This is a genomic window from Acinetobacter sp. H1(2024) (genome assembly GCF_046557555.1).
Taxonomy (GTDB): domain Bacteria; phylum Pseudomonadota; class Gammaproteobacteria; order Pseudomonadales; family Moraxellaceae; genus Acinetobacter; species Acinetobacter seifertii.
Window position 1 is genome coordinate 1 of the sequence record NZ_JBKGFO010000004.1, and the last position, 20,366, is coordinate 20,366.

18 protein-coding genes are annotated in these 20,366 nt (G+C 38.4%); 11 read left to right on the plus strand and 7 right to left on the minus strand.

Annotation, left to right across the window (positions count from 1 at the left end):
* The first annotated feature begins 441 nt into the window (after nt 1-441).
* The 7 genes from ACLCEG_RS11910 (at nt 442) to ACLCEG_RS11940 (ending at nt 5,410) form a co-directional block, all read left to right on the plus strand.
* Entirely contained in the window at nt 442-1,341 is a 900-nt protein-coding gene (locus tag ACLCEG_RS11910) for a VacJ family lipoprotein (RefSeq protein WP_217486314.1), read from the plus strand.
* A gap of 115 nt (nt 1,342-1,456) precedes the next feature.
* Nucleotides 1,457-2,425: an RsbU family protein phosphatase GigA gene (gigA, locus tag ACLCEG_RS11915; protein WP_410567660.1), complete on the plus strand. Its 969-nt coding sequence runs from the start codon at nt 1,457-1,459 to the stop codon at nt 2,423-2,425.
* Nucleotides 2,426-2,527: 102 nt separating this feature from the next.
* Complete coding sequence (gene gigB / locus ACLCEG_RS11920) at nt 2,528-3,049, plus strand: anti-anti-sigma factor GigB (RefSeq protein ID WP_000103065.1); 522 nt, start codon at nt 2,528-2,530, stop codon at nt 3,047-3,049.
* 26 nt (nt 3,050-3,075) lie between these two features.
* Nucleotides 3,076-3,900, plus strand: a complete 825-nt coding sequence (locus ACLCEG_RS11925; protein ID WP_004698535.1) for a carbon-nitrogen hydrolase family protein — start codon at nt 3,076-3,078, stop codon at nt 3,898-3,900.
* Nucleotides 3,901-3,914: 14 nt separating this feature from the next.
* The gene (locus ACLCEG_RS11930; RefSeq protein ID WP_410567662.1) at nt 3,915-4,292 is read left to right on the plus strand and encodes a DUF4951 domain-containing protein; all 378 of its coding nucleotides are present in this window, start codon (nt 3,915-3,917) and stop codon (nt 4,290-4,292) included.
* 161 nt (nt 4,293-4,453) lie between these two features.
* Nucleotides 4,454-4,891 (plus strand): MarR family winged helix-turn-helix transcriptional regulator, encoded by a 438-nt coding sequence (locus tag ACLCEG_RS11935; RefSeq protein ID WP_410567664.1) that lies wholly within the window; start codon nt 4,454-4,456, stop codon nt 4,889-4,891.
* Between the two features lie 87 nt (nt 4,892-4,978).
* Nucleotides 4,979-5,410 carry an organic hydroperoxide resistance protein gene (locus ACLCEG_RS11940; protein ID WP_174724020.1) on the plus strand — a complete coding sequence of 144 codons (432 nt, stop codon included), beginning with the start codon at nt 4,979-4,981 and terminating at the stop codon, nt 5,408-5,410.
* A 56-nt stretch (nt 5,411-5,466) separates the two neighbouring features.
* Here the strand turns inward: ACLCEG_RS11940 and gspE are convergent, their stop codons facing one another.
* Entirely contained in the window at nt 5,467-6,957 is a 1,491-nt protein-coding gene (gspE, locus tag ACLCEG_RS11945; protein ID WP_410567666.1) for a type II secretion system ATPase GspE, read from the minus strand.
* 96 nt (nt 6,958-7,053) lie between these two features.
* Between gspE and ACLCEG_RS11950 the strand changes: the two genes are divergently transcribed.
* Both ACLCEG_RS11950 and ACLCEG_RS11955 read left to right on the plus strand, forming a co-directional pair.
* Nucleotides 7,054-7,875 carry a hypothetical protein gene (locus ACLCEG_RS11950; RefSeq protein WP_004698550.1) on the plus strand — a complete coding sequence of 274 codons (822 nt, stop codon included), beginning with the start codon at nt 7,054-7,056 and terminating at the stop codon, nt 7,873-7,875.
* A gap of 9 nt (nt 7,876-7,884) precedes the next feature.
* A complete protein-coding gene (locus ACLCEG_RS11955; protein WP_191012640.1) occupies nt 7,885-8,802 on the plus strand; it encodes a mechanosensitive ion channel family protein in 918 nt (305 codons plus the stop codon).
* Here the strand turns inward: ACLCEG_RS11955 and ACLCEG_RS11960 are convergent.
* Nucleotides 8,792-11,605 (minus strand): DUF2339 domain-containing protein, encoded by a 2,814-nt coding sequence (locus ACLCEG_RS11960; protein WP_410567668.1) that lies wholly within the window; start codon nt 11,603-11,605, stop codon nt 8,792-8,794. The two genes, ACLCEG_RS11955 and ACLCEG_RS11960, sit on opposite strands and share 11 nt — an antisense overlap.
* A gap of 154 nt (nt 11,606-11,759) precedes the next feature.
* Here ACLCEG_RS11960 and polA point away from each other — a divergent pair, with 154 nt between their 5' ends.
* Nucleotides 11,760-14,531 (plus strand): DNA polymerase I, encoded by a 2,772-nt coding sequence (gene polA / locus ACLCEG_RS11965; RefSeq protein ID WP_191105667.1) that lies wholly within the window; start codon nt 11,760-11,762, stop codon nt 14,529-14,531.
* Between the two features lie 59 nt (nt 14,532-14,590).
* On the opposite strand, the gene ACLCEG_RS11970 is transcribed toward polA, so the two are convergent.
* The 5 genes from ACLCEG_RS11970 to ppx are packed head-to-tail and all read right to left on the minus strand — an operon-like array spanning nt 14,591 to nt 19,690.
* The gene (locus ACLCEG_RS11970) at nt 14,591-15,160 is read right to left on the minus strand and encodes a YggT family protein (protein ID WP_002054582.1); all 570 of its coding nucleotides are present in this window, start codon (nt 15,158-15,160) and stop codon (nt 14,591-14,593) included.
* 21 nt (nt 15,161-15,181) lie between these two features.
* Complete coding sequence (gene proC / locus ACLCEG_RS11975; protein ID WP_077169012.1) at nt 15,182-16,018, minus strand: pyrroline-5-carboxylate reductase; 837 nt, start codon at nt 16,016-16,018, stop codon at nt 15,182-15,184.
* Nucleotides 15,993-17,393: a tRNA lysidine(34) synthetase TilS gene (tilS, locus tag ACLCEG_RS11980; protein WP_410567671.1), complete on the minus strand. Its 1,401-nt coding sequence runs from the start codon at nt 17,391-17,393 to the stop codon at nt 15,993-15,995. Before tilS ends, proC begins: the two co-directional genes overlap by 26 nt.
* A complete protein-coding gene (locus tag ACLCEG_RS11985) occupies nt 17,330-18,151 on the minus strand; it encodes an acetyl-CoA carboxylase carboxyltransferase subunit alpha (RefSeq protein ID WP_004698563.1) in 822 nt (273 codons plus the stop codon). Before ACLCEG_RS11985 ends, tilS begins: the two co-directional genes overlap by 64 nt.
* Nucleotides 18,152-18,169: 18 nt before the next feature.
* A complete protein-coding gene (ppx, locus tag ACLCEG_RS11990; RefSeq protein WP_004698565.1) occupies nt 18,170-19,690 on the minus strand; it encodes an exopolyphosphatase in 1,521 nt (506 codons plus the stop codon).
* 279 nt (nt 19,691-19,969) lie between these two features.
* On the opposite strand from ppx, the gene trxA reads away from it, so the two are divergent.
* Nucleotides 19,970-20,296 carry a thioredoxin gene (gene trxA / locus ACLCEG_RS11995; RefSeq protein WP_002054512.1) on the plus strand — a complete coding sequence of 109 codons (327 nt, stop codon included), beginning with the start codon at nt 19,970-19,972 and terminating at the stop codon, nt 20,294-20,296.
* Nucleotides 20,297-20,366: the final 70 nt, after the last annotated feature.

Consider the following 20,366-nt stretch of genomic DNA (forward strand, 5'->3'; position numbering starts at 1 on the left):
CAGTAAAAATCCACACAAGTTGTTCTTCAATTCTCTTAATGATCTTCTTCCTGGTTCGTCACCAGCAAGCTAGGTCGGCTATATTACTCTTAATCTCTTAAAAGTCAACAGGTAATTTCGATATTTTTTAAAACTTATTTTCTAAACTACCTTATCATCAAATTCATCACTTAAAGCAACCAATCTAATCACAAGTAACTGTTTTTCAACAAGTTTCTATCTGCATCACCGCCGATGGATGTGCATTATAGACCATTAATCCCCAGTTGCAATACCTTTCTCATATTTTATTACTCAAGCGGTCACTTTTTAGGCTTTTTCGCCATATTTCTATATTATTTGACCAATTTTACATTGATAATAGGTTATCGCTTCTGTATTAAAATATATCTCTATCCAACTGCATATTATAGATAGCCTGGCTAGCGGTTAAGGAATTATATGAATTATTCTAATTTACTATTATCGAGCTTATTAACTGTTGGTATTTATACATCAGCACACGCTCAAGAAAATCTTACTGAAGGATCTACCGCGAGTTCGGAAGATGTCGCTTCGACAGAGGCTCAGCAGAGTCGCCCCCGCTCACAAATTATTAAAGACTTGAAAGGTCTAAAAGCTAAAGATTTAAAAATCAATGCAAACGCTGCTCAACCTGACACAGTAAAAGATCCATTACAGTCATTAAACCGCCCTATTTATTCTTTTAATGACATGCTAGATCGCAACTTTTTGCGTCCCGTTGCAGTTCAATATAATGAAAAAACACCAGAAGATGTTCGTGGTTCCTATCGCCAGTTCCGCAAAAACCTGGGTGAGCCATGGAATGCTGTTAACCAACTCATTCAAGGTCGTCCTGGTCGCGCAGTAAAAACACTTGGCCGATTTACTGTGAACACCTTAACAACTTTAGGTTTAGCTGACCCCGCTAGTCGCTTAGGGCTTCCACCTGAAGATGAAAGTTTTGGCGTAACTCTCGGTTACTATGGTGTTCCTTCTGGACCATTCCTGATGCTACCTTTCTTTGGCCCAAGTACTTTACGTGATGGTTTAGGCTTAGCTGTAGACTCTCAAGCTCGTCCACAAAAGTATATTATGGATAACCAAGATGGTTTGTATTGGTCAACTAACGTCTTACAAGCTGTTGATACACGTGCCCAGTATTTAGATTTGGATCAAACGATACAAGGCGATCAATATGCAATGATTCGCGATTTGTATCTTCAACGTAAGGCATTCCAGATTGCCGAGAAAAAAGGTAATTCAGCAGACGTATCTTTCATCGATGATGACGAATCTGAAGATGTTCCAGATGATAGCCAACCTAAAAGCAAGAAATAATTAAAGAGGAAACCAAGGTATTGTATCTACTATATAGAAAGGCAATACCTTGATTTTGATTATACATCCTCTATGATGGATAAAATGATCTTGAAAAAGGACAATCATATCTTCTATGTATTTTATTAAACCGACACGCTCTATCCCTTTCTTAGAGCAAGCTCTGGATTCACTTCCAGACTTACAAGTCATTCACATAGATGATCTCGATTTATACGATCCAACAATTATCGCAATTGCTGATGTACAAGATTTCCTGACTTATAAATGGCGTTTACCTACCATTGTGATTGCTTTTGAACATGAAGGTAGTGCATTAGCTAAGGCATGGGAGGCAGGTGCTCTTGCTGGATGGGTATGGAATCAGTTACCTCAAGATCTGAATAAAGCATTAACAAGAATTGATGCTCAATATAAACGCAATCAAGATAGTCGCGACTTACCTTCGGCGGCAGAATTACAAAAACGTTTACTACCGAATCCTATTGATTTATTAAATTATGAAGTTGAAACTTTTTTCCAACCTTCCGCATATCTATCAGGTGACTGGTATGACTATTGGAAATTAAATGATAAAGAAGTTTTATTTTATCTTGCTGATGTATCGGGACATGGTGTTACAAGCAGTTTATTAACTTCATGGATGGCTGCATTTCATGGGCGTTCAAAAACTCCCCGACAATTGATTAAAAAATTAAATGGAATGCTCGTTCAAGAGAATATTGAAAAACATATTACGATCGTGGTCGGTATTTTAAATCTTGAAACGCATAATCTTCGCTGGTCTAGTGCAGGTCACTACCCTCCTCCAATTATTTTTGAACCAAATCAACCTCCAAAAATTTTAACGACTAGTAGCTTTCCTCTGGGCTTAACTGACGAATTGGAAGTTGAAGAACATGTATGTACATTAAATCGTCATGCGCGTTTCATTGTTTGTTCAGATGGAGCACTAGAACCATTTGATGGCGGATTGAATGATCAGTTTCAACAATTGGTTCAACATTTGCAAAATCAATCATTCCAAGCCCCTGATCATGTTGCTGATGACATTGCCATCTTTAGTCTTTGTCGAATGAATTAATTTAAAAATCAATCAATTAAAAAATATACGACTTAAGGACTCTTGAGTCTGAGATGGCACTATGTGATAATTTTTCTATCCTTCTCTGAAAATGGCATTTATATGTCAACAGGTCATGTTGAATATGCAAGCTTAAATGGAACGCATATTTTCAAACTTATTGGTGAAGTGCGAGCCCATTCTTGTATAAGTCTAGACAAACTTTTAAACAGAATTGAACAGCAAGAGAATGTTGTTGGTGCAATCGTTGATTTAACCCAAACAACATTTATTGATAGTACTGTATTAGGCATCTTAGCTAAGCTAGGCTTAAAACTGAAACAGACTCATCATATTCAAGCTGTGATGCTATCTACCAATCCAGATATCACAACCTTAGCCAACAGCATGGGGCTAGGGCAGGTTTTTGTCATTCTGAATTATTGTGGCGATCCTAACGTTTGTACTTTGACACTAACGGATGAACACATTACTCATAATGCAATGCTAAGAACCGTGCTGGATGCACACAAGACATTGATGAAACTTAATGCAAACAATCAGAATATGTTTGAGCCACTTGTTAAGCAATTGCAGAAAGAACAAGACACGCTTGAACAAGTATCTGATAAGCAAAATGCCTAAATTTTATTGCTAATCTGGATTTGTATATGACTCTTGTTTCAGTTGTTCAAATGAATTCTCAAGATGACATTGAAAGCAACTTTCAAATAATCGAGTCATTGATTCAGCAAAGCAAAGCTCAAAATGCCAGCTTAATTGTTTTTCCAGAAAACTTTGTATGTTTCGCTGCTGGTAAACAGCGTGAAACAGCTGAGCAATTTGAATCAATTCAGCAAAGACTTGAGAAACTTGCGCATCAATATCAAATTTGGATTGTTGCTGGCACTTTACCGTGCCCATTTCGTCCAGATGGTTCTATCATACAAGATGGCCGTGTGCGCACAGTAAGCTTATGTATTAGTCCAGAAAGGACAGAAGCACGTTACGACAAAATACATTTATTTGATGTTCAAGTTGGCGATGCTGTCGGTGGATATCAAGAATCCCGCTTCTTTGAACCTGGAACAGACGTTGTAGTCACATCTACCCCTTTTGGCAATATCGGGCTAATGGTATGTTATGACTTGCGTTTTCCTGAGTTAGCTTTAACCTTGAGACAACAAGGTGCTCATCTATTGACTGCACCAGCAGCATTTACCTATACAACAGGGCAAATGCACTGGCAGCTTTTATTACAAGCACGTGCAATGGATAGTCAATGTTATGTTTTAGGGGCAGCACAGCAAGGTTGGCATGGAGAAAAACGTCAAACTTGGGGACATGCAGGAGCAACTGATAGCCGTGGACAAGTTTTAAGTATGATTGAACATGAAGGTAATGGTTTAATTACTGTACCTTTTGATTTAACTGCTCAAGAGCTTGTCCGTACATCAATGCCTTTAATGACGCATCGTAAATTAATTCACTATTAAAAGCTTAATTATTCATGTGGAAATATTTAATTAGCATTTTTTGCTTAGGGGCAAATATTCACTGTTGTGCAGCTGAATTTGGTGCAACAAATCATTTTGTTTCTCCAAACTTACAGCTTAAACAAGATGTCCTTCCACCTACTCCTAAAAATATCCCTCTCCCTGCTTTTGGACAACGGATTATTGGTTGGGGAACCGGTGCAGAAGGTGCGAGACAACGTTTAGAGAATATTCAACCTGCTGATGTTTCTATGATTAAAAAACAAGGAACAACCTTAGAAATGATTACAGCTTGGCAAGATTTCTATGAACAAGAACAGCAACGTAATGAAAATAACCCAACTGCAAAATATCGTGCTCGTTTAATGAAGAAAATTGCCGACCTCTGGTAACTGTTCCAAATTCATATTTTAAAGTTATAGAGTAATCTTTCGATTACTCTTTTTTTTTTGCGTTATCTCATTTTTATCAATAGCTCAGAATTATGAGCATTTAAGAAATCAGACATAAAGCGATATACTAGAAAAGCATCTTTTAGTTTTCTGAGGAATATATGGACCAAGACTGTCAAAATTTAAAGCTTGAGAATCAATTATGTTTCCTCATTTACTCAACAAATTTAGCTCTTAATCAGCTTTATCGAAAACTTTTGACTCCATTAGGCATTACTTATCCTCAATACTTGGTGATGTTGGTTCTATGGGAAAAAGATGAGATCACTGTTTCAGAAATTGGCAACAAACTATTTTTAGAATCTTCTACCTTAACTCCCATTTTAAAAAAATTAGAAGCAATGCAACTTGTGAATCGCACTCGTTCAAAAGAAGATGAACGTCAAGTAATTATTACACTAAGTGAAAAAGGTAAAGAACTTAAGGAACAAGCTGTGAATATTCCTACTCATATTTTGGAAGCTAGTTCTTGTGACATGACCACTCTACTTGGTTTGAAAGATCAACTAACACAACTTCGTACAAATATAGCCAAATAATCATCAATTTTTTTACAAATTTGGCTTGTTAAAATAATTAAGTCGTGTACGATATATTTGTATTCAATTTAATTTAGGAATAATAAGATGTCTTTAGAAAAAGTTGTGTATCGTGCAAAAGCTAAAGCAACTGGTGGCCGTGATGGTCGTGCAACGTCATCAGACGGCGTATTAGACGTACAACTCGGTGTACCTAAAGAAATGGGCGGCGCTGGTGGTGCTGTAACTAACCCAGAACAATTATTTGCAGCTGGTTACTCAGCGTGCTTTTTGGGTGCTTTAAAATTCGTTGCAAACCGCGATAAATTTAATATTAGCAAAGATGCTTATGTTGAAGGTGAAGTTGGTATTGGTCCAATTCCTACAGGTTTTAGTATTGAAGTAACGTTAAATGTTTACTTAATTGGTATGGACCGTGAAGAAGCTGAAAAATTAGTGGGGGCAGCTCATATTGTTTGCCCATATTCAAATGCGACTCGCAATAATATTGATGTGACTTTTAATATTGTGACTGAATAAGTTTTGATATTTCAAAAATGCCCGAATCAAATCGGGCATTTTTTATATCTTCCAAATTATACTTCACTTGCCTCATTGGTTACTCGAAGCACTTCTTCAAGTGTAGTTTTACCCGAAAGCACTTTACGCAAGCCATCATCACGAATTGAACCTGAATACTGACGAGCATGGTTTTCTAATTCATATTCAGCGGCATTGCCATGAATAAGGCGACGCATAGGTTCATCAACAGGTACAATTTCATAAATAGCCGTACGACCATTAAACCCTAAATGTGAGCAATGATCACACCCCTTGGCTTCAGGTAACTTTAAAGCTGGCTCATGCGAGATATGTTGAAAAACCTGCTTTTCAAAAGTATCGGCTTCACGCCATGTCATACAATGTGGACATAAAGTGCGAACCAAACGTTGAGCAACCACCCCAATTAAAGAGCTTGATAATAAGAAGGGTTCAATCCCCATATCTTTAAGCCGAGTAACCGCTCCAATAGCAGTGTTGGTATGTAGTGTAGATAAAACTAAATGACCTGTTAATGAGGCTTGTACTGCAATTTCAGCAGTTTCTAAGTCACGAATTTCACCCACCATCACCACATCAGGATCTTGACGTAACATTGCTTTTAAAGCACGAGCAAATGTCATATCTACTTTGGTATTCACTTGAGTTTGACCAATACCTTCGAGTTGATATTCGATAGGATCTTCAGCAGTTAAGATATTTCGAGTATTGTCATTTAGATCAGATAGAGCTGCATATAAAGTTGTTGTTTTACCCGAACCCGTAGGCCCTGTGACCAAAATAATGCCGTGTGGACGATGTACCAATTGCGTTAGACGTTCATAGTCATTTGCCATTAAACCCAAGTGAGTCATATTGAGTCGACCCGCTTGTTTATCGAGTAAACGCATAACAACCCTTTCACCATGTGACGATGGCAAAGTTGAAACACGGACATCAACTTCACGGCCAGCAAGACGTAAAGAAATACGTCCATCTTGTGGTACACGCTTTTCGGCAATATCGAGTTTCGCCATAACTTTAATACGTGAAACAAGTAACGGAGCTAGTTCACGGCGTGGCTGTACAATTTCACGCAATTGACCATCTACCCGTAAACGAACAGATAGTTTTTTTTCGAAAGCTTCAATATGAATATCTGAAGCCCCTACCCGAATTGCCTCTGAAAGTAATGCATTGATCAGACGGACAATAGGCGCGTCATCTTCTTGATCCATTAAGTCTTCTGTTTCAGGAACTTGATCGGCAAGACTCAATAAATCTGGATGATCTTCTAAACCAGCCGCAACTTGTTGCGACTCCCCAGTGTCGCCTGCGTAACTCGTACTTAATAGGCTATTAAACTCTTGTTCAGTACATAACTGATAATGTGCAGGCTTCCCCAAAATTCGTCTTGCTTCCTGCAATGCAATTTTTTCTGTATTTTGACGTCTAACAATAAAAACTTGATCACCGTCATAACGAAATAAAACACCATGACGCTTGGCAAAACTATATGGAACTTGTATTTGTTTCAATATTTGCATCACAATTTATAATGATGAGTAAGATGATTTTGAGTGTACTCTAAGCAGATTACAGCGTGAAGTCTGTTTAACAACTCGGTAGAGGAATTTTACGTCTTGTTTGAAAATAATGAATATCAGCCTCGCCCCCAAAATTCTTTAAAATGGTGGGGTGAACAGCACTTTGAAATTAACCAATCCAAAGCATGGCAATTTGGTTCAATGCTCTTTCGTTTAACGCGCGGGATAAAAGAATGGCGTATCGAATATTATCGTCCTTCTCTTCAAGATGATAATGAGCAAGATTGGCATCCAGTTGCCGACCCACATTTTGCTTTTCCACATAATGTTCAAGTCGAACGGTATATGTTTCGAAAGACCAATTCAGAATTTTTACTTATGCCACGTCTGGCAGATCGTTCTGTGGTTATTAAACCTATTGATCCGATTTATATTCCAGCAGGTCAGCGAGGAACACTTTATATTAGTACGCCTCTCTGGATTGCTGGTTTAGTTGAAAGTCAGCATGAGCCTTTATTTGAAATTCCTGTAATTCAGCCTAAAGATACATGGTTTGGGCCTAATGCACAGCAAGGTGAAATTTGCTATGCAACCTCTGTTGATGGACGTACTGATTTAAACTTGTTAACACCTCGTGCGTTTCGTGCGGTTACACCCATTGATTTTCACAATACAAGTAACCATCAATTACGGTTTGATCGTATGAATGTACCAGTAACTGCCCTACCTCTTTTTTATAGTGAAAGTACTGGTCGTTTATGGACTTCTCAAATTAAAGTTTATTATGAGGGCTCTGACCGACCTGCCCGTATTCGTATTGAAAATCGTACACCACCCCTTGCTGGTGAAGTGACTTATGTTCATCCCCCGCGGTCACCTGGTGGTGCACTATTTAATATGTTTGATTCATTCTTTTAAGGGGGTTATATGGCTGATACAAATATTCCGAAAGAAATCGCTTATAGTCTCAAAAGTATATTTACCAATATTAATACCGAACGTATTAGTGAAATTTTAGTCGGTGTTGTGCTTTGCTTTATTGGTTTTGTTCTTGCACGCATTATTTCAAATACATTTATTAGAACTATTGGCTCACGCTTTAATGCTCATCAACGTTTAGTGTGGCGTCGTGGTATTTTTTATTTTATTTTCTTACTCTTCATTATGACGAGTTTGAAAGAGGCAGGATTTAAACTTAGTGTATTCCTTGGAGCGGCAGGGATTTTAACAGTAGCACTTGGTTTTGCTTCACAAACATCAGCCAGTAACTTAATTAGTGGTCTATTTTTGATTGGAGAAGGTTCATTTGAAGTCGGTGATACCATTCAAATTACCCTCATTCGTGGCAATACCATTGAAGGTGAAGTCATTTCAATTGACCTACTCTCGGTTAAGCTACTCACGCTCGACAATGTTTATATTCGTTTGCCGAATGAACAACTTATTCGTGCACCTGTACACAACTTATCTAAATATCCAATACGGCGTATTCCAATTACACTCGCCATTAACTTTCACGAAGACATTATTAAAGTTCGCGAAGTTTTACTAAATGTGGCAGCGAATTATCCACTCGTATTAGATGACCCAAAACCTGCGGTAACTGTAACTGCATTTAGGGAATCATCGATTGAGCTTTTATTTGCAATGTGGTGCCGCCAAGAAAATTCTTTAAAAGTTCGAGATGAGATGCAAGAACGTATCCGAAATGGCTTTTTAGATAATCAAATTGAAATTCCTGTTCCTAAAATGGGATTAATTGATCGTCCATCTACTGTTTTTGCTGAAGATGATATCGATCAATACAGCAACCAGAAAGAGTTAAAACGAGAGCCTAAAGCTTAGGCTCTTGATTCTTCTGCACAGAGGATGATGGTGGTAATGGTGCAAGATAAGCAATAATCAGCATTACCCCACCTGCTCCAATAAATGAAATAACTCGAGTTAATGTTGCACTTTGCGATAGATCAAGCAAAATCAGCTTTAATACAACAATCCCTAAAAGTGCAGCACCTACAAACCAGAGTTGACGAATCATTTTCCGACTAGAGTATGTGGTCAATACAAATGCCAGAATAACCCAAAGTAGTGTCAGGCTTAATTGGACTATCCCATTTGTCCAAATTGCCACGCTCCATAGTGGTGTCGCCCAGTAGTGGTGCAAGCCCCGAACGACCACACTACTGAACACCAACAGTCCCACTAAAATTGTTGTAATTTTAAAAGTCCACTCCAGTGACTTATCTTGATCAAAATCATGTTGATAAATAATAAAGAGTAGACCTGCAAATCCCGCAATTGAAAGTAAGTCAGTTAAGTTAAATAAAGGAACAAAATATAGGTACTCGGCAGAATGAATATCAACACTCATCGCAAGCAACCACAATAAGCTCAAACACCACACCGGAATTTGATGCAACAACATCGTTTTATGAGCTTTATATGCCCAAAGTGAATACCCCCCTGAAACAAAAGCCAAAGCCACAATTGGCATTTGCGGAAAAATAGCCACACCCACTATCGCTAATGCTAACCAGCATAAACCAGCCCAGACTTTTAAGTAGCTAGACTCACCCGACTGCGGTTGAGCGATAATAAATAAACCACTAAGAAGAATAGTACTAACAAGGAAAGTAATTTGCTGTAATGAATCTACCCATTTAAACAACATAAAAACTTGACTTGTAAAGGCTTCACCCAAAATTAGTAACAGTAACAGACTAATTAAAAGTAACTGTAAACTTTCCCATTGGACACGAGGCTTATAATAAATAACTGCACTAAATATTGCGATTAGGGCTATGGCAAACATCAAATATGGGCTTAAGGCATGATGATGCCATGCCATTATTTCTACACCTGCTACAGCACCCGCATACATACCTAGACATAAGAAAATGCCGCTAAACATGCTTGCACTGAAATAGCGTTGTTCTTTACTGTTGTATTGCAATAAATAAAAAGCCGAAATGAATTGAGCAATTGCATAAATGCTAGTGCTTAGCGTTGGGAACTCTTCATTTGCCCAAACCTGATAAAACAGTGCAAGTGAGCTAAGTAAAACTAAAACTACTCCAATATATCGGCTTAAACGGTAGCGCTCAGTGACACCCCATATAATAAGAGCTGTACCTTGAGCAACCCAACCAATTGCTGTCCAATGTGCCCCTTTCGCGAGTGGAAAAATTAAGGCAAAAAATGCAACGGAAAGAATGAAAAAGCTTTTGGCAAGAACTGAAAGTTGTGGATGGGATTTTTTAATCCAGAAAGTTAATACCGCATAGGTGCCCGCCAAGACAGCAGCACCAATTGTTAATGCTTGTGTAGATTCATGAACTAAATAGGCATGAAGCGTAAAGCCTAATACAGGAACACTAAAAATAAGACCAACATCTAACAGTGGAGGTAAACGAATACCCACTTGTTTATCATGTTCTGAAACCCGCGATATATTTTGGCTATAACGAACACTTAACCAAATAAACAAAGCAATATGACACCATAAGATCCAGTCTAATGTGTCAAATTTTGCTGGCTCAGCATAAAATGCGATTGCACTACCACCAATAAACATTGTGGCAAAGAAAGCAATCTGATTTAGGATTTTCCAAGGCTGAATAAAATTAACAGCAGCCACTGCAAGATTAATGACGAAGTAATAACTAAATAGAAAAATTACATCTGGGCGATATTGCGGAATAACTAAAGGAGCCGCATAAGCCATACCGAGTGCTAATATTGCTAAATAAATTGCTTGTTGTTTTAAGCTCAGGAATACCGTAATTGCTAATAAAATAGCAAATAAAATACTTGCTGTATTGATATTGGCAATCACACCAAAATGATGTGAGAACACAAGTGTCAGGAATACAACCGCAAGCCCTACACCCTGCAATGCCACAGCAAAAAGCTGGTTTTTCTTTTGCAAGGTATACCCAAATGCTGTTAACACAGCTCCAGCAAGAGCAATAAAACCAAGTTTTACACCTAAGCTTAACTGCCAGTGCTCACTTGCAAAACGTAATAACAACACTACTCCAACCATCAGCACAGCAACAGCAACTCTTAAAATTGGATTGCCATGAACCATCCAATCGACTGCTGGTTGCCACCATGCGCTTTGTACATGAGCTATTTGTTGTTCTTGATTTAAAGCTATTGTTTCAGGTAGAGCTGGCTTGACTGGCTCAACGATATTTTTTGGATAAACTTGCTCTAATACAGGTTTTACAACCTCTGTATTTATGGTTTCATCCACATGAACATTCTGCTTTACTGATTCAAGGAACAACAAACGAGTATGAAATGTACTGATGGTTTGAATCAAACATAATAATAAAACCAGTAATGCCCCACCAGCAATCCACATCCAATGATTGATATAAGCAACTAATGCAACCAAGGCGGTTGCATAAATTACTGTTCTTTGCATATGAATAGAATAAAGTGGCGTTTTCTGCTGAGAAAACTGTTGTTCTAAATGAATTAAACGCTGATGCAGATTTGATAAAAATTGAACTAATATGACAGTCAGTGCAATAGATAAAGCAACAACGACGCTCTGAAATTTAAAACCAATTGAAATGGCTAAAAACAAAGTCAAAGCGATCAAAACGACGATCATTCCCTGTTTGTCTTTTTTATACATGGGCTTAGCAATATAACAGCTTCATTACATGTCATATTACTTCAAGCCAATACAAGCGTATATTTATTCATACAAAATACTGCAAAAATCATAATCCTGCATTCATAGCCATTTTCACGTAAAATACCCCTAATTCAAATTAAGGAATTGTTCAATGCCACCATTTGTCTTGGTTGATGGGTCCTATTTTTTATTTCGTGCATATCATGCATTACCACCATTGACGACCTCTACAGGGTTACATACCAATGCAATACGTGGGGCAATTTCTGCCATTCAAAAATTAATGCGCCGTATGCAGCCAACACATATGGCTGTCATTTTTGATACGCCTGAGCCAACTTTCCGTCATAAGCTTTCACCTATTTATAAAGGTGATCGCCCAACCATGCCTGAAGAATTATCTCAACAGATTCCATATTTGCATGCATTGATTAAAGCTCAAGGGATTCCTTTATATAGCCTTCCGGGTGCTGAAGCTGATGACATTATCGGTACACTTGCTAAACGTGCCGTACTCGAGGGCCACCATGTCCTTATCTCAACTGGAGATAAAGACATGGCTCAGCTCGTCAATGACCATGTAAAATTAGAAGATAGCTTTAAAGATCGCGTCATGGATATCGACGGCGTATTTGAAAAATTTGGTGTTTGGCCAAATCAGATTATCGATTACTTGACTCTAATGGGTGATGCATCTGATGGTATTATGGGCGTGCCTGGCGTGGGTGCAAAAACAGCAGCCAAGTTACTGACCGAATATGGCACTTTAGATAATATCATTGCTAATGTAGACCAGCTTAAAGGCAAACTGAGCCAAAATATTAAAGACAATTTAGATAACATTAAGCTTGATCATCAGTTGGCAAGTATTGTTTGCGACCTTCCTTTAGAACTCGACTGGCATGAGTTAAAGCTTACTGATCCAAACGTAGAGGCTTTGCGTAATCTATACACTGAGCTCGAGTTTAGAAATCAATTACAATCGCTTGATCATCCAAACAACCCAAATAGCTCAAGCTACAAACAGCAAGCTTCACAGACCGTGGTTCAAAATGAAGTTAAACCTGCTGAAACGATAGAAACAGAAGATCAAGCTAGCTTAACCAGTCAAGATGACCAACTTGGAACTGCAAATTATCATACTGTTTTAACTCAAGAAGCTTGGGATCAACTCTGGCAACGCATGCAAAATGCCGATCATTTTGCGATTGATACAGAGACCACAAGTCTTGATTACCGTATTGCAGAGATGGTCGGTTTTTCAATCGCGTTTGATGCACAAGATGCCTACTATGTGCCTTTAGCGCATAACTATGAAAATGCACCACAACAACTGAACCGTGAACAAATTCTAGCGCAAATTAAGCCTGTGCTAGAAAATGAAGCAGTTAAAAAAATTGGTCATCACCTTAAATATGACGCCCATATCTTTGCCAATCACGGTATAGAGCTTAAAGGCTGGTATTTCGATAGCATGCTGGCATCTTATGTGCTAAATGCAGCTGCTACTCGTCATGGTATGGATGATGTTGCTCGTGTCTACTTAAGTCACTTAACCACGACTTTTGAACAAATTGCTGGTAAGGGTGCAAAGCAGAAAACTTTTAATCAAATTGAGATTGAAGTTGCTGCTCATTATGCAGCCGAAGATGCACATGTGACCTATCGTTTATATGAAGTTCTTTCAAGTAAGCTCAAAGCACACCCTGAATTAGAAAATATTTTATACAACATCGAAATGCCAGTTGCCCGAATTTTGTCAGGCATGGAAGAAGATGGTATTCGTTTAGATCATGCATTCTTAGACAAGTTAAGTGTTGAATTTGCAAAAACAATGGAAGGGCTTGAAAATCAAGCGATGGAAATTGCAGATGAAACTTTTAATATTGCTTCACCTAAACAAGTAGGCGAAATCCTATTTGATAAATTAGGAATCAAAGGTGGTAAAAAAACTGCAACTGGGCAATACAGCACCAGTGAAAGTGTTTTAGAAAAAATTGAACATCCTTTAGCGGAAATTATTCTAGAACATCGTGGTTTGGCAAAGCTAAAAAGTACCTATACTGACCGTTTAGTTGAGCAATCTCATAACGATACGCATCGCGTACATACGAGTTATCACCAAGCACTCACAGCGACAGGTCGTCTCTCCTCTTCTGATCCGAATTTACAAAATATTCCAATTCGTAGACAAATTGGCCGTCAAATTCGTAAGGCATTCATTGCACCAGAAGGACGAGTTTTACTAGCAGCCGATTACTCGCAAATTGAACTTCGTTTAATGGCTCATTTTTCTCAAGATGAAGCATTAGTACATGCGTTCCAGCATGGGCAAGACGTTCACCGTCGTACTGCTGCCGAAGTATTGGGTATTGCAATTGAAGATGTGACCAACGACCAACGCCGCCAAGCGAAAGCAGTTAACTTTGGCCTACTGTATGGTATGTCTGAGTTTGGCTTAATTCGCCAGTTAGGCTTCACACGTCAAGAGTCACAAAACTATATTAAACAATATTTCCAACGCTATCCTGGCATCTATGAATATATGCAACGCACACGTCAAGTTGCATCAGAGCAAGGCTTTGTTGAAACCATTTTAGGTCGTCGTCTTTATACACCTGATATTGATGCACGAAATGTGATGGTGCGTAAGGCTGCCGAACGTGCTGCAATTAATGCGCCTTTACAAGGTAGTGCGGCTGATATTATTAAACTTGCAATGATTGAAGTTGATAAAATCTTGCCAAAAGATCAAGCCAAACTACTACTTCAAGTACACGATGAATTAGTATTTGAAGCTAATCAAAATATTGCTGAGGAACTTTCAAAACAAATCGCAAAAGTCATGGAATCTGTTGTAGAAATTTCCGTACCTTTAGTGGTTGAAGTTGGGCAAGGACAAAACTGGGATGACGCGCACTAAGTCATCAATAAACCAATAAAAAAGGGCTGTGAAATACAGCCCTTTTTTATCGTCTCAATTTAAAGTCCAGTTAAAAGAACTTTAGCGACTTCATTCATTAAGATTTCGGCAATATACAGTGCTAAGAATGCCAAAATTGGAGACAAATCAATCATTCCCATATTAGGCAACAAACGACGGAATGGTGCCAGTAATGGTTCAGCTAAATCTTGAATCACCTCAATATAAGGTGAACGCGATTGAGTGAACATAACCACCCAACTCAAAATGATTGTCGCGAAAATCAAATAACGGCAGAAACGAATCAAATCTTGAATCATGGTCACAAATGTCAGAATCACTAAATGAATCGGACTATTTGGCATTGAGCCAGAAAGATACATTACACCGAAAATTTTCAGTAAATATAAAATAATTAAAAGAACTAACGCGGCTAAATTGAATCGGCCTTTTGCGACCGTTGGAAAAATTCGGCCAAAAATATCAACAATTTTCGTCGCTTTTACTGTCGATAAAACCACAGGATTATAAGGACTTACTGCCGCCAATTGCATTAAAAAACGGAAAAAGACCAATAAAATCGCGACATTAATTAAAATTCCAAAAATTAGCGCAGAATTTGCACCCATAGTTGTCTTATCCTATTTAAGCTATTTTGCACTGTCACTCAGTTCTTGAGCCAACTCTTGACTACGCTTCTGTGCAGCAGCCAATGCAGATTGAATATTTTGGGAGATTTGTGCACGGTCAAAAACTTCAAGTGCAGCTTGTGTCGTACCATTTGGTGATGTCACATTCTTACGAAGTTCAGACGGAGTATTTGAACTCGTAATTGCCATTTGAGCTGCACCTAATGCCGTTTGAAGAGTTAAAGCAGTGGCAACTTTTTCATCAAGTCCTAAATTTTTACCAGCACGGATCATACTTTCCATGAGATAGAAAAAATATGCAGGACCTGAGCCAGAAACCGCTGTTACCGCATCAATTTGAGCTTCGGAGTTTACCCAAATTGTTAAGCCTGTGGCTGCTAAAATTTGACTCGTTAATTCACGATCCGCAGAGCCCACCACATCATTTGCATAGATACCATGCGCACCAGTTTGAACGAGGGCTGGCGTATTTGGCATAACTCGAACAATTCGATTACTATCAATTAAGTTTGATATCGTTTGAATTTCAGCACCAGCAATAATTGATATAACCAATTTATCTGATAAAAGTCCTTTTAGAGGACGCAAAACAGTTGCCAAAACTTGTGGTTTTACTGCCAATACAACGACATCAGCATTTTTAATTGCAGCCACATTATCTTGTGTTACATGAACTTCTTTTTCTTGTAATAAATGGCGAATTTGTTCAACTGGATCTGAAACGGTAATACGTGTTGGCGGTAAACCTCTTGAAATCAGGCCACCAATCAACGCTTGGGCCATATTACCACCACCAATAAAACAGATATTACTATTTACTGCACTTGTCATAACCATATTCGCCATTTACCAGATCACAAGAATGAGAAATTAAATCTGGTTGCCATCCTCCTTGCTCACAATACGGAGACTGAGCCAACCAAAATCCTTTCGGTGTAAAAACCCCAAGCATAACATTATCTATGACTAATATTTGAATTGTATGACGAAGCCAAGGCAAAATATGTGCTTCTTGAATTGCTTTTTTTAACGGCCATTGCCCAACACGACCATATAAATGGACTTTTTCACCGCCTTGACGTCGAATTATTTTCAATTCTTTATTTAGTAAAGAATGACTCAAACCAATTTCTTTAGACAGAATATGAAAAAGTCCAGAAGCCCCCTGCCATTTTTCTTCTAATTTAAATACATGCTCGAGTTCAGCTTCAACCGGATTTAATGTTTCGGCAAGAAAATCTTGCTTACTTAATCTATAAAGGTAATTTTGATAACGAACATAGTAAAACTGATTCCAGTGCAAAGCGGCTTGTGCATCAGACTTTGAATTAATTACTTCACTCTTTAACCGCTCAACCATTTCAAATGCAGGCCGATATTGTCCATCACCTTTCATCCAAACAGAAAGTAATTGACGCTGACGTGCAGATGTCAACTCCAGTAATTTAGTTAAATCTAAACACTCAGCCGTGCCACAATGCTCTAAATCAACTTTTAAAACTTCTTCTAAAATTTCAGAAGCGTCTTGCATCAGGTAACTGGTTCGGCTTAAAGCCTGCTGCATTTTCGGAAATCGGTTTTGTAAGAATGGCCAAAGCTCTTCACGTGACCATGCCCGATCATAATGAATATCATAATTTGTAGGATCATTTACATACTCAATTTCAAGTTGAGCGGTCCAAGCAGCGATTTGTTCACGAGTTAAATCTAAAAAAGGACGCCAAATCGCCATATCCACACGATAATCAATAGACTGCATAGCAGCAAGTCCATCAACACCAGCTCCTGACAACAATCTTAATATAACTGTTTCGGCTTGATCTTGTTGATGGTGTGCAAGCACTAAAGTTTCATTAGGTTGTAAATGCTGTAGATAAGCTTGATAACGTGCCTGACGTGCTTGAGCTTCCAAATTACCATCAGTAACTTGGACTTTTTGAATAATATAAGGGATATTTAAACTTATTGCTTGATTGGCAACTAGTTTCGACCATTCTGCACTTTGTTCTTGCAGTTGATGATCAATGTGAATTACTCGGATATTTTGAGGGAAAATTTGAGACATCAAATGTAGCAGCAGCATTGAATCCATGCCGCCACTACATCCAATAAGAAAAGAGCTATTCTCTGAAAACTCTTGAGACTGCTTTAAGACGCTATGCCTAAATTTTCGCTGCCAAACTTCATTAAACGTTGATAACGTGCTTCGCATCGTTCATTTGCATCCATTGGTAGCAATTCATCTAAAGCTTGCTTCAAAACTACTTTTAGATTTTGCATAACACGCTCAGGGTCTAAATGAGCCCCTTCGCCTTCATCTACTACATATTCAACAATACCTAAAGATTGCAGCTTATCTGCTGTCAAACCTAAAGCTTCACTTGCTTGAGCAGCTTTTTCAGCAGTCTTCCACAAAATAGATGCACAACCTTCTGGTGAAATAACAGAATAAATACTATGAGATAGCATAATTACTCGGTCAGCAACACCAATACCTAAAGCACCACCAGAACCGCCTTCACCGAGTACTGTTGCAACTACAGGAACTTTCAAACTTGAAAGTTGAGCAAGACTCGTTGCAATTGCTTCAGCTTGTCCACGCTCTTCAGCACCAACACCTGGGTAAGCACCCATAGTATCAATAAATGTAAAGACTGGAAGATTAAAACGCTCAGCCATATCTAATAAACGCTGAGATTTACGATAACCTTCTGGGTTCGCCATACCAAAGTTGTGCTTTAATTTTTCACGGGTACTACGACCACGGTGTTGTCCAATGACCATCACAGGTTGACCGTCAAAACGAGCAAGACCACCTACCATCGCACCATCGTCACCAAACAAACGATCACCATGCAAGGCATCAAACTCTGTAAAGATTTCACCGACATAATCTAGAAATTGCGGACGATCAGGATGACGTGCAATTTGAACCGTTGTCCACGCTTTGGACTGAGTAGCTTTTTTCATAGGTCGAATATTATCCCTTTAATCGATAAATTTTTCCGACTGAATATTCAATTCAATGTCCCAATGCTTAAACTGCTCTTGCTCATCATGCAAGTCGGCAACTAACAATGGCCATTGTTTGGCATCACCAGAAACACTAAGCTGCCATTGTTGATCATTTATGATGGTTAATTCAATGGCAGGAAGCATCTGATCACTGCGACTATGATTGAGTAAAACTGCAAGGCGAAGTAATAAACTTAAGTAAAGTAATTTATTACCGCCAGCCTTCAAAACTTCATTTTTTACATCATTACGTAATTTACGTCGATGGTGAGCAACTAAATGTGAAAGATGATTTTGATCAATTTGTGAGAAACCAGGAATATCAGAATGCTGTAATAAATAAGCACCATGACGATGGTAACCACCATGACTAATTGCTAAACCAATTTCATGCAAATAGGCTGCTCTACGTAGTAAGTCACTGTCTTCACTGGTTAAATTAAGTGATTTTGCAACACCATCAAATAAATGTTGGGCTGTATTTACGACACGTTCTGCTTGTTTAGGATCGGCGTTATAGCGCCCCATTAAGGCCTGTACACTACGATCACGAATATCTTCATGCTTGAAACGACCTAACAGGTCATACATGACCCCTTCACGTAATGCACCATCAGAATATGCCAAACGTTCAATTTCTAAAACTTCAAAAACTGCGTACAAAATTGCCAATCCGGCTGGCAAAACTGCTCGTCGATCTTCTCGTAAACCTTCAAAATCAATTTCAGAAATATTTTTGAACTTAAGTAGTTTATCTTTGAGTTTATATAGGCCTTCTCGAGTGACATTTTCTTGTTCGTCACTTAACCCCATATTCACCATAATTTGACGGCAAGCTTTAATCGTTCCACTTGAGCCAACAACAGTATCCCAACCTTCCATCTTATAAGTCGTTGCGATTGCTGAAAGTTCTTTACGGGCAGCGACTACAGCTTTATCAAAGGCTTTTTGTGTGATTTCGCCATCAGCGAAATAAGCTTTTGTATAAGCTACACATCCCATTTGTAATGATTCGGTATAAATTGGCTCAAACTCTTCGCCAATGATAAACTCGGTAGATCCCCCACCAATATCTACAACTAAACGACGTCCACCATTAGCCATCGTGTGAGATACACCAAGATAAATCAAACGAGCTTCTTCACGACCCGCAATAATTTCAATAGGTTTAGGTAAAATTTCGGCCGCTTTTTGAATAAATTCATGACCATTTTTGGCCTGACGTAAAGCGTTGGTCGCCACAATTCTTAAACGATTGGGTTGAACCGAACTTAAACGTCCAACGAAACGAGCTAAACATGCTAATCCACGTTGTTGCGCTGCTTCTGTTAGGTTTTTATTTTCATCCAGACCAGCTGCAAGCTGTACTTTCTCTGACATTGAAGCCACTTTTTTAACTTCACCGTGATCTACCCGTGCAATCGCAAGGTGAAAACTGTTCGACCCCATATCTATGGCCGCAAGTAATTCTTCATCAATCAGAAAGTCAGACATTATTGAACTAAACCCATAACAATTCACGCCTAGAGTAATTCACAAGAATGCAATTGAAAAGCCATTTTCATCAACATTTATTAGCCATCGATATTTTTCTATTTGTTAAACGATTGTACAAGCCGATGATGAATATCGTGAGCATCCATTAGACAAATTTAGTTAAGCCTTGAATAATAGCATCAAACCCTTACATTGAACTAAGTAGCTATGTAATACTGATAGAGATTATATCCTCACACAGTGATAGCACTTTTTTCTAAAAATTGGAGCCGTACCATGTCTGCGACTATTGTAAATACAACTGATGATAACTTCCAAGCAGATGTTCTTGATGCTGAAACACCTGTACTTGTTGACTTCTGGGCAGGTTGGTGTGCGCCTTGTAAAGCCATTGCACCTGTTCTTGAAGATTTATCAAGTGAATATGCTGGTAAAGTAAAAATCGTTAAAGTTGACGTGACTTCTTGTGAAGATACTGCAGTAAAATACAATATCCGTAATATTCCTGCTCTATTACTTTTCAAAAATGGTGAAGTAGTAGCTCAACAAATCGGTGCTGTACCTCGTTCTAAACTCGTTAGCTTTATTGACGAAAACGTTTAAAACGAAACGTTATAGATAAAAATACGCTATACCTATATAGCGTATTTTTTTCGGCTATAAATTGACAAAT

Coding starts and splice junctions, on each gene's coding strand:
- ACLCEG_RS11910 (WP_217486314.1), top strand. CDS start 442: ATGAATTATTCTAATTTACTATTATCGAGCTTATTAACTGTTGGTATT.
- gigA (WP_410567660.1), top strand. CDS start 1,457: ATGTATTTTATTAAACCGACACGCTCTATCCCTTTCTTAGAGCAAGCT.
- gigB (WP_000103065.1), top strand. CDS start 2,528: ATGTCAACAGGTCATGTTGAATATGCAAGCTTAAATGGAACGCATATT.
- ACLCEG_RS11925 (WP_004698535.1), top strand. CDS start 3,076: ATGACTCTTGTTTCAGTTGTTCAAATGAATTCTCAAGATGACATTGAA.
- ACLCEG_RS11930 (WP_410567662.1), top strand. CDS start 3,915: ATGTGGAAATATTTAATTAGCATTTTTTGCTTAGGGGCAAATATTCAC.
- ACLCEG_RS11935 (WP_410567664.1), top strand. CDS start 4,454: ATGGACCAAGACTGTCAAAATTTAAAGCTTGAGAATCAATTATGTTTC.
- ACLCEG_RS11940 (WP_174724020.1), top strand. CDS start 4,979: ATGTCTTTAGAAAAAGTTGTGTATCGTGCAAAAGCTAAAGCAACTGGT.
- gspE (WP_410567666.1), bottom strand. CDS start 6,957: ATGCAAATATTGAAACAAATACAAGTTCCATATAGTTTTGCCAAGCGT.
- ACLCEG_RS11955 (WP_191012640.1), top strand. CDS start 7,885: ATGGCTGATACAAATATTCCGAAAGAAATCGCTTATAGTCTCAAAAGT.
- ACLCEG_RS11960 (WP_410567668.1), bottom strand. CDS start 11,605: ATGTATAAAAAAGACAAACAGGGAATGATCGTCGTTTTGATCGCTTTG.
- polA (WP_191105667.1), top strand. CDS start 11,760: ATGCCACCATTTGTCTTGGTTGATGGGTCCTATTTTTTATTTCGTGCA.
- ACLCEG_RS11970 (WP_002054582.1), bottom strand. CDS start 15,160: ATGGGTGCAAATTCTGCGCTAATTTTTGGAATTTTAATTAATGTCGCG.
- proC (WP_077169012.1), bottom strand. CDS start 16,018: ATGGTTATGACAAGTGCAGTAAATAGTAATATCTGTTTTATTGGTGGT.
- tilS (WP_410567671.1), bottom strand. CDS start 17,393: ATGCGAAGCACGTTATCAACGTTTAATGAAGTTTGGCAGCGAAAATTT.
- ACLCEG_RS11985 (WP_004698563.1), bottom strand. CDS start 18,151: ATGAAAAAAGCTACTCAGTCCAAAGCGTGGACAACGGTTCAAATTGCA.
- ppx (WP_004698565.1), bottom strand. CDS start 19,690: ATGTCTGACTTTCTGATTGATGAAGAATTACTTGCGGCCATAGATATG.
- trxA (WP_002054512.1), top strand. CDS start 19,970: ATGTCTGCGACTATTGTAAATACAACTGATGATAACTTCCAAGCAGAT.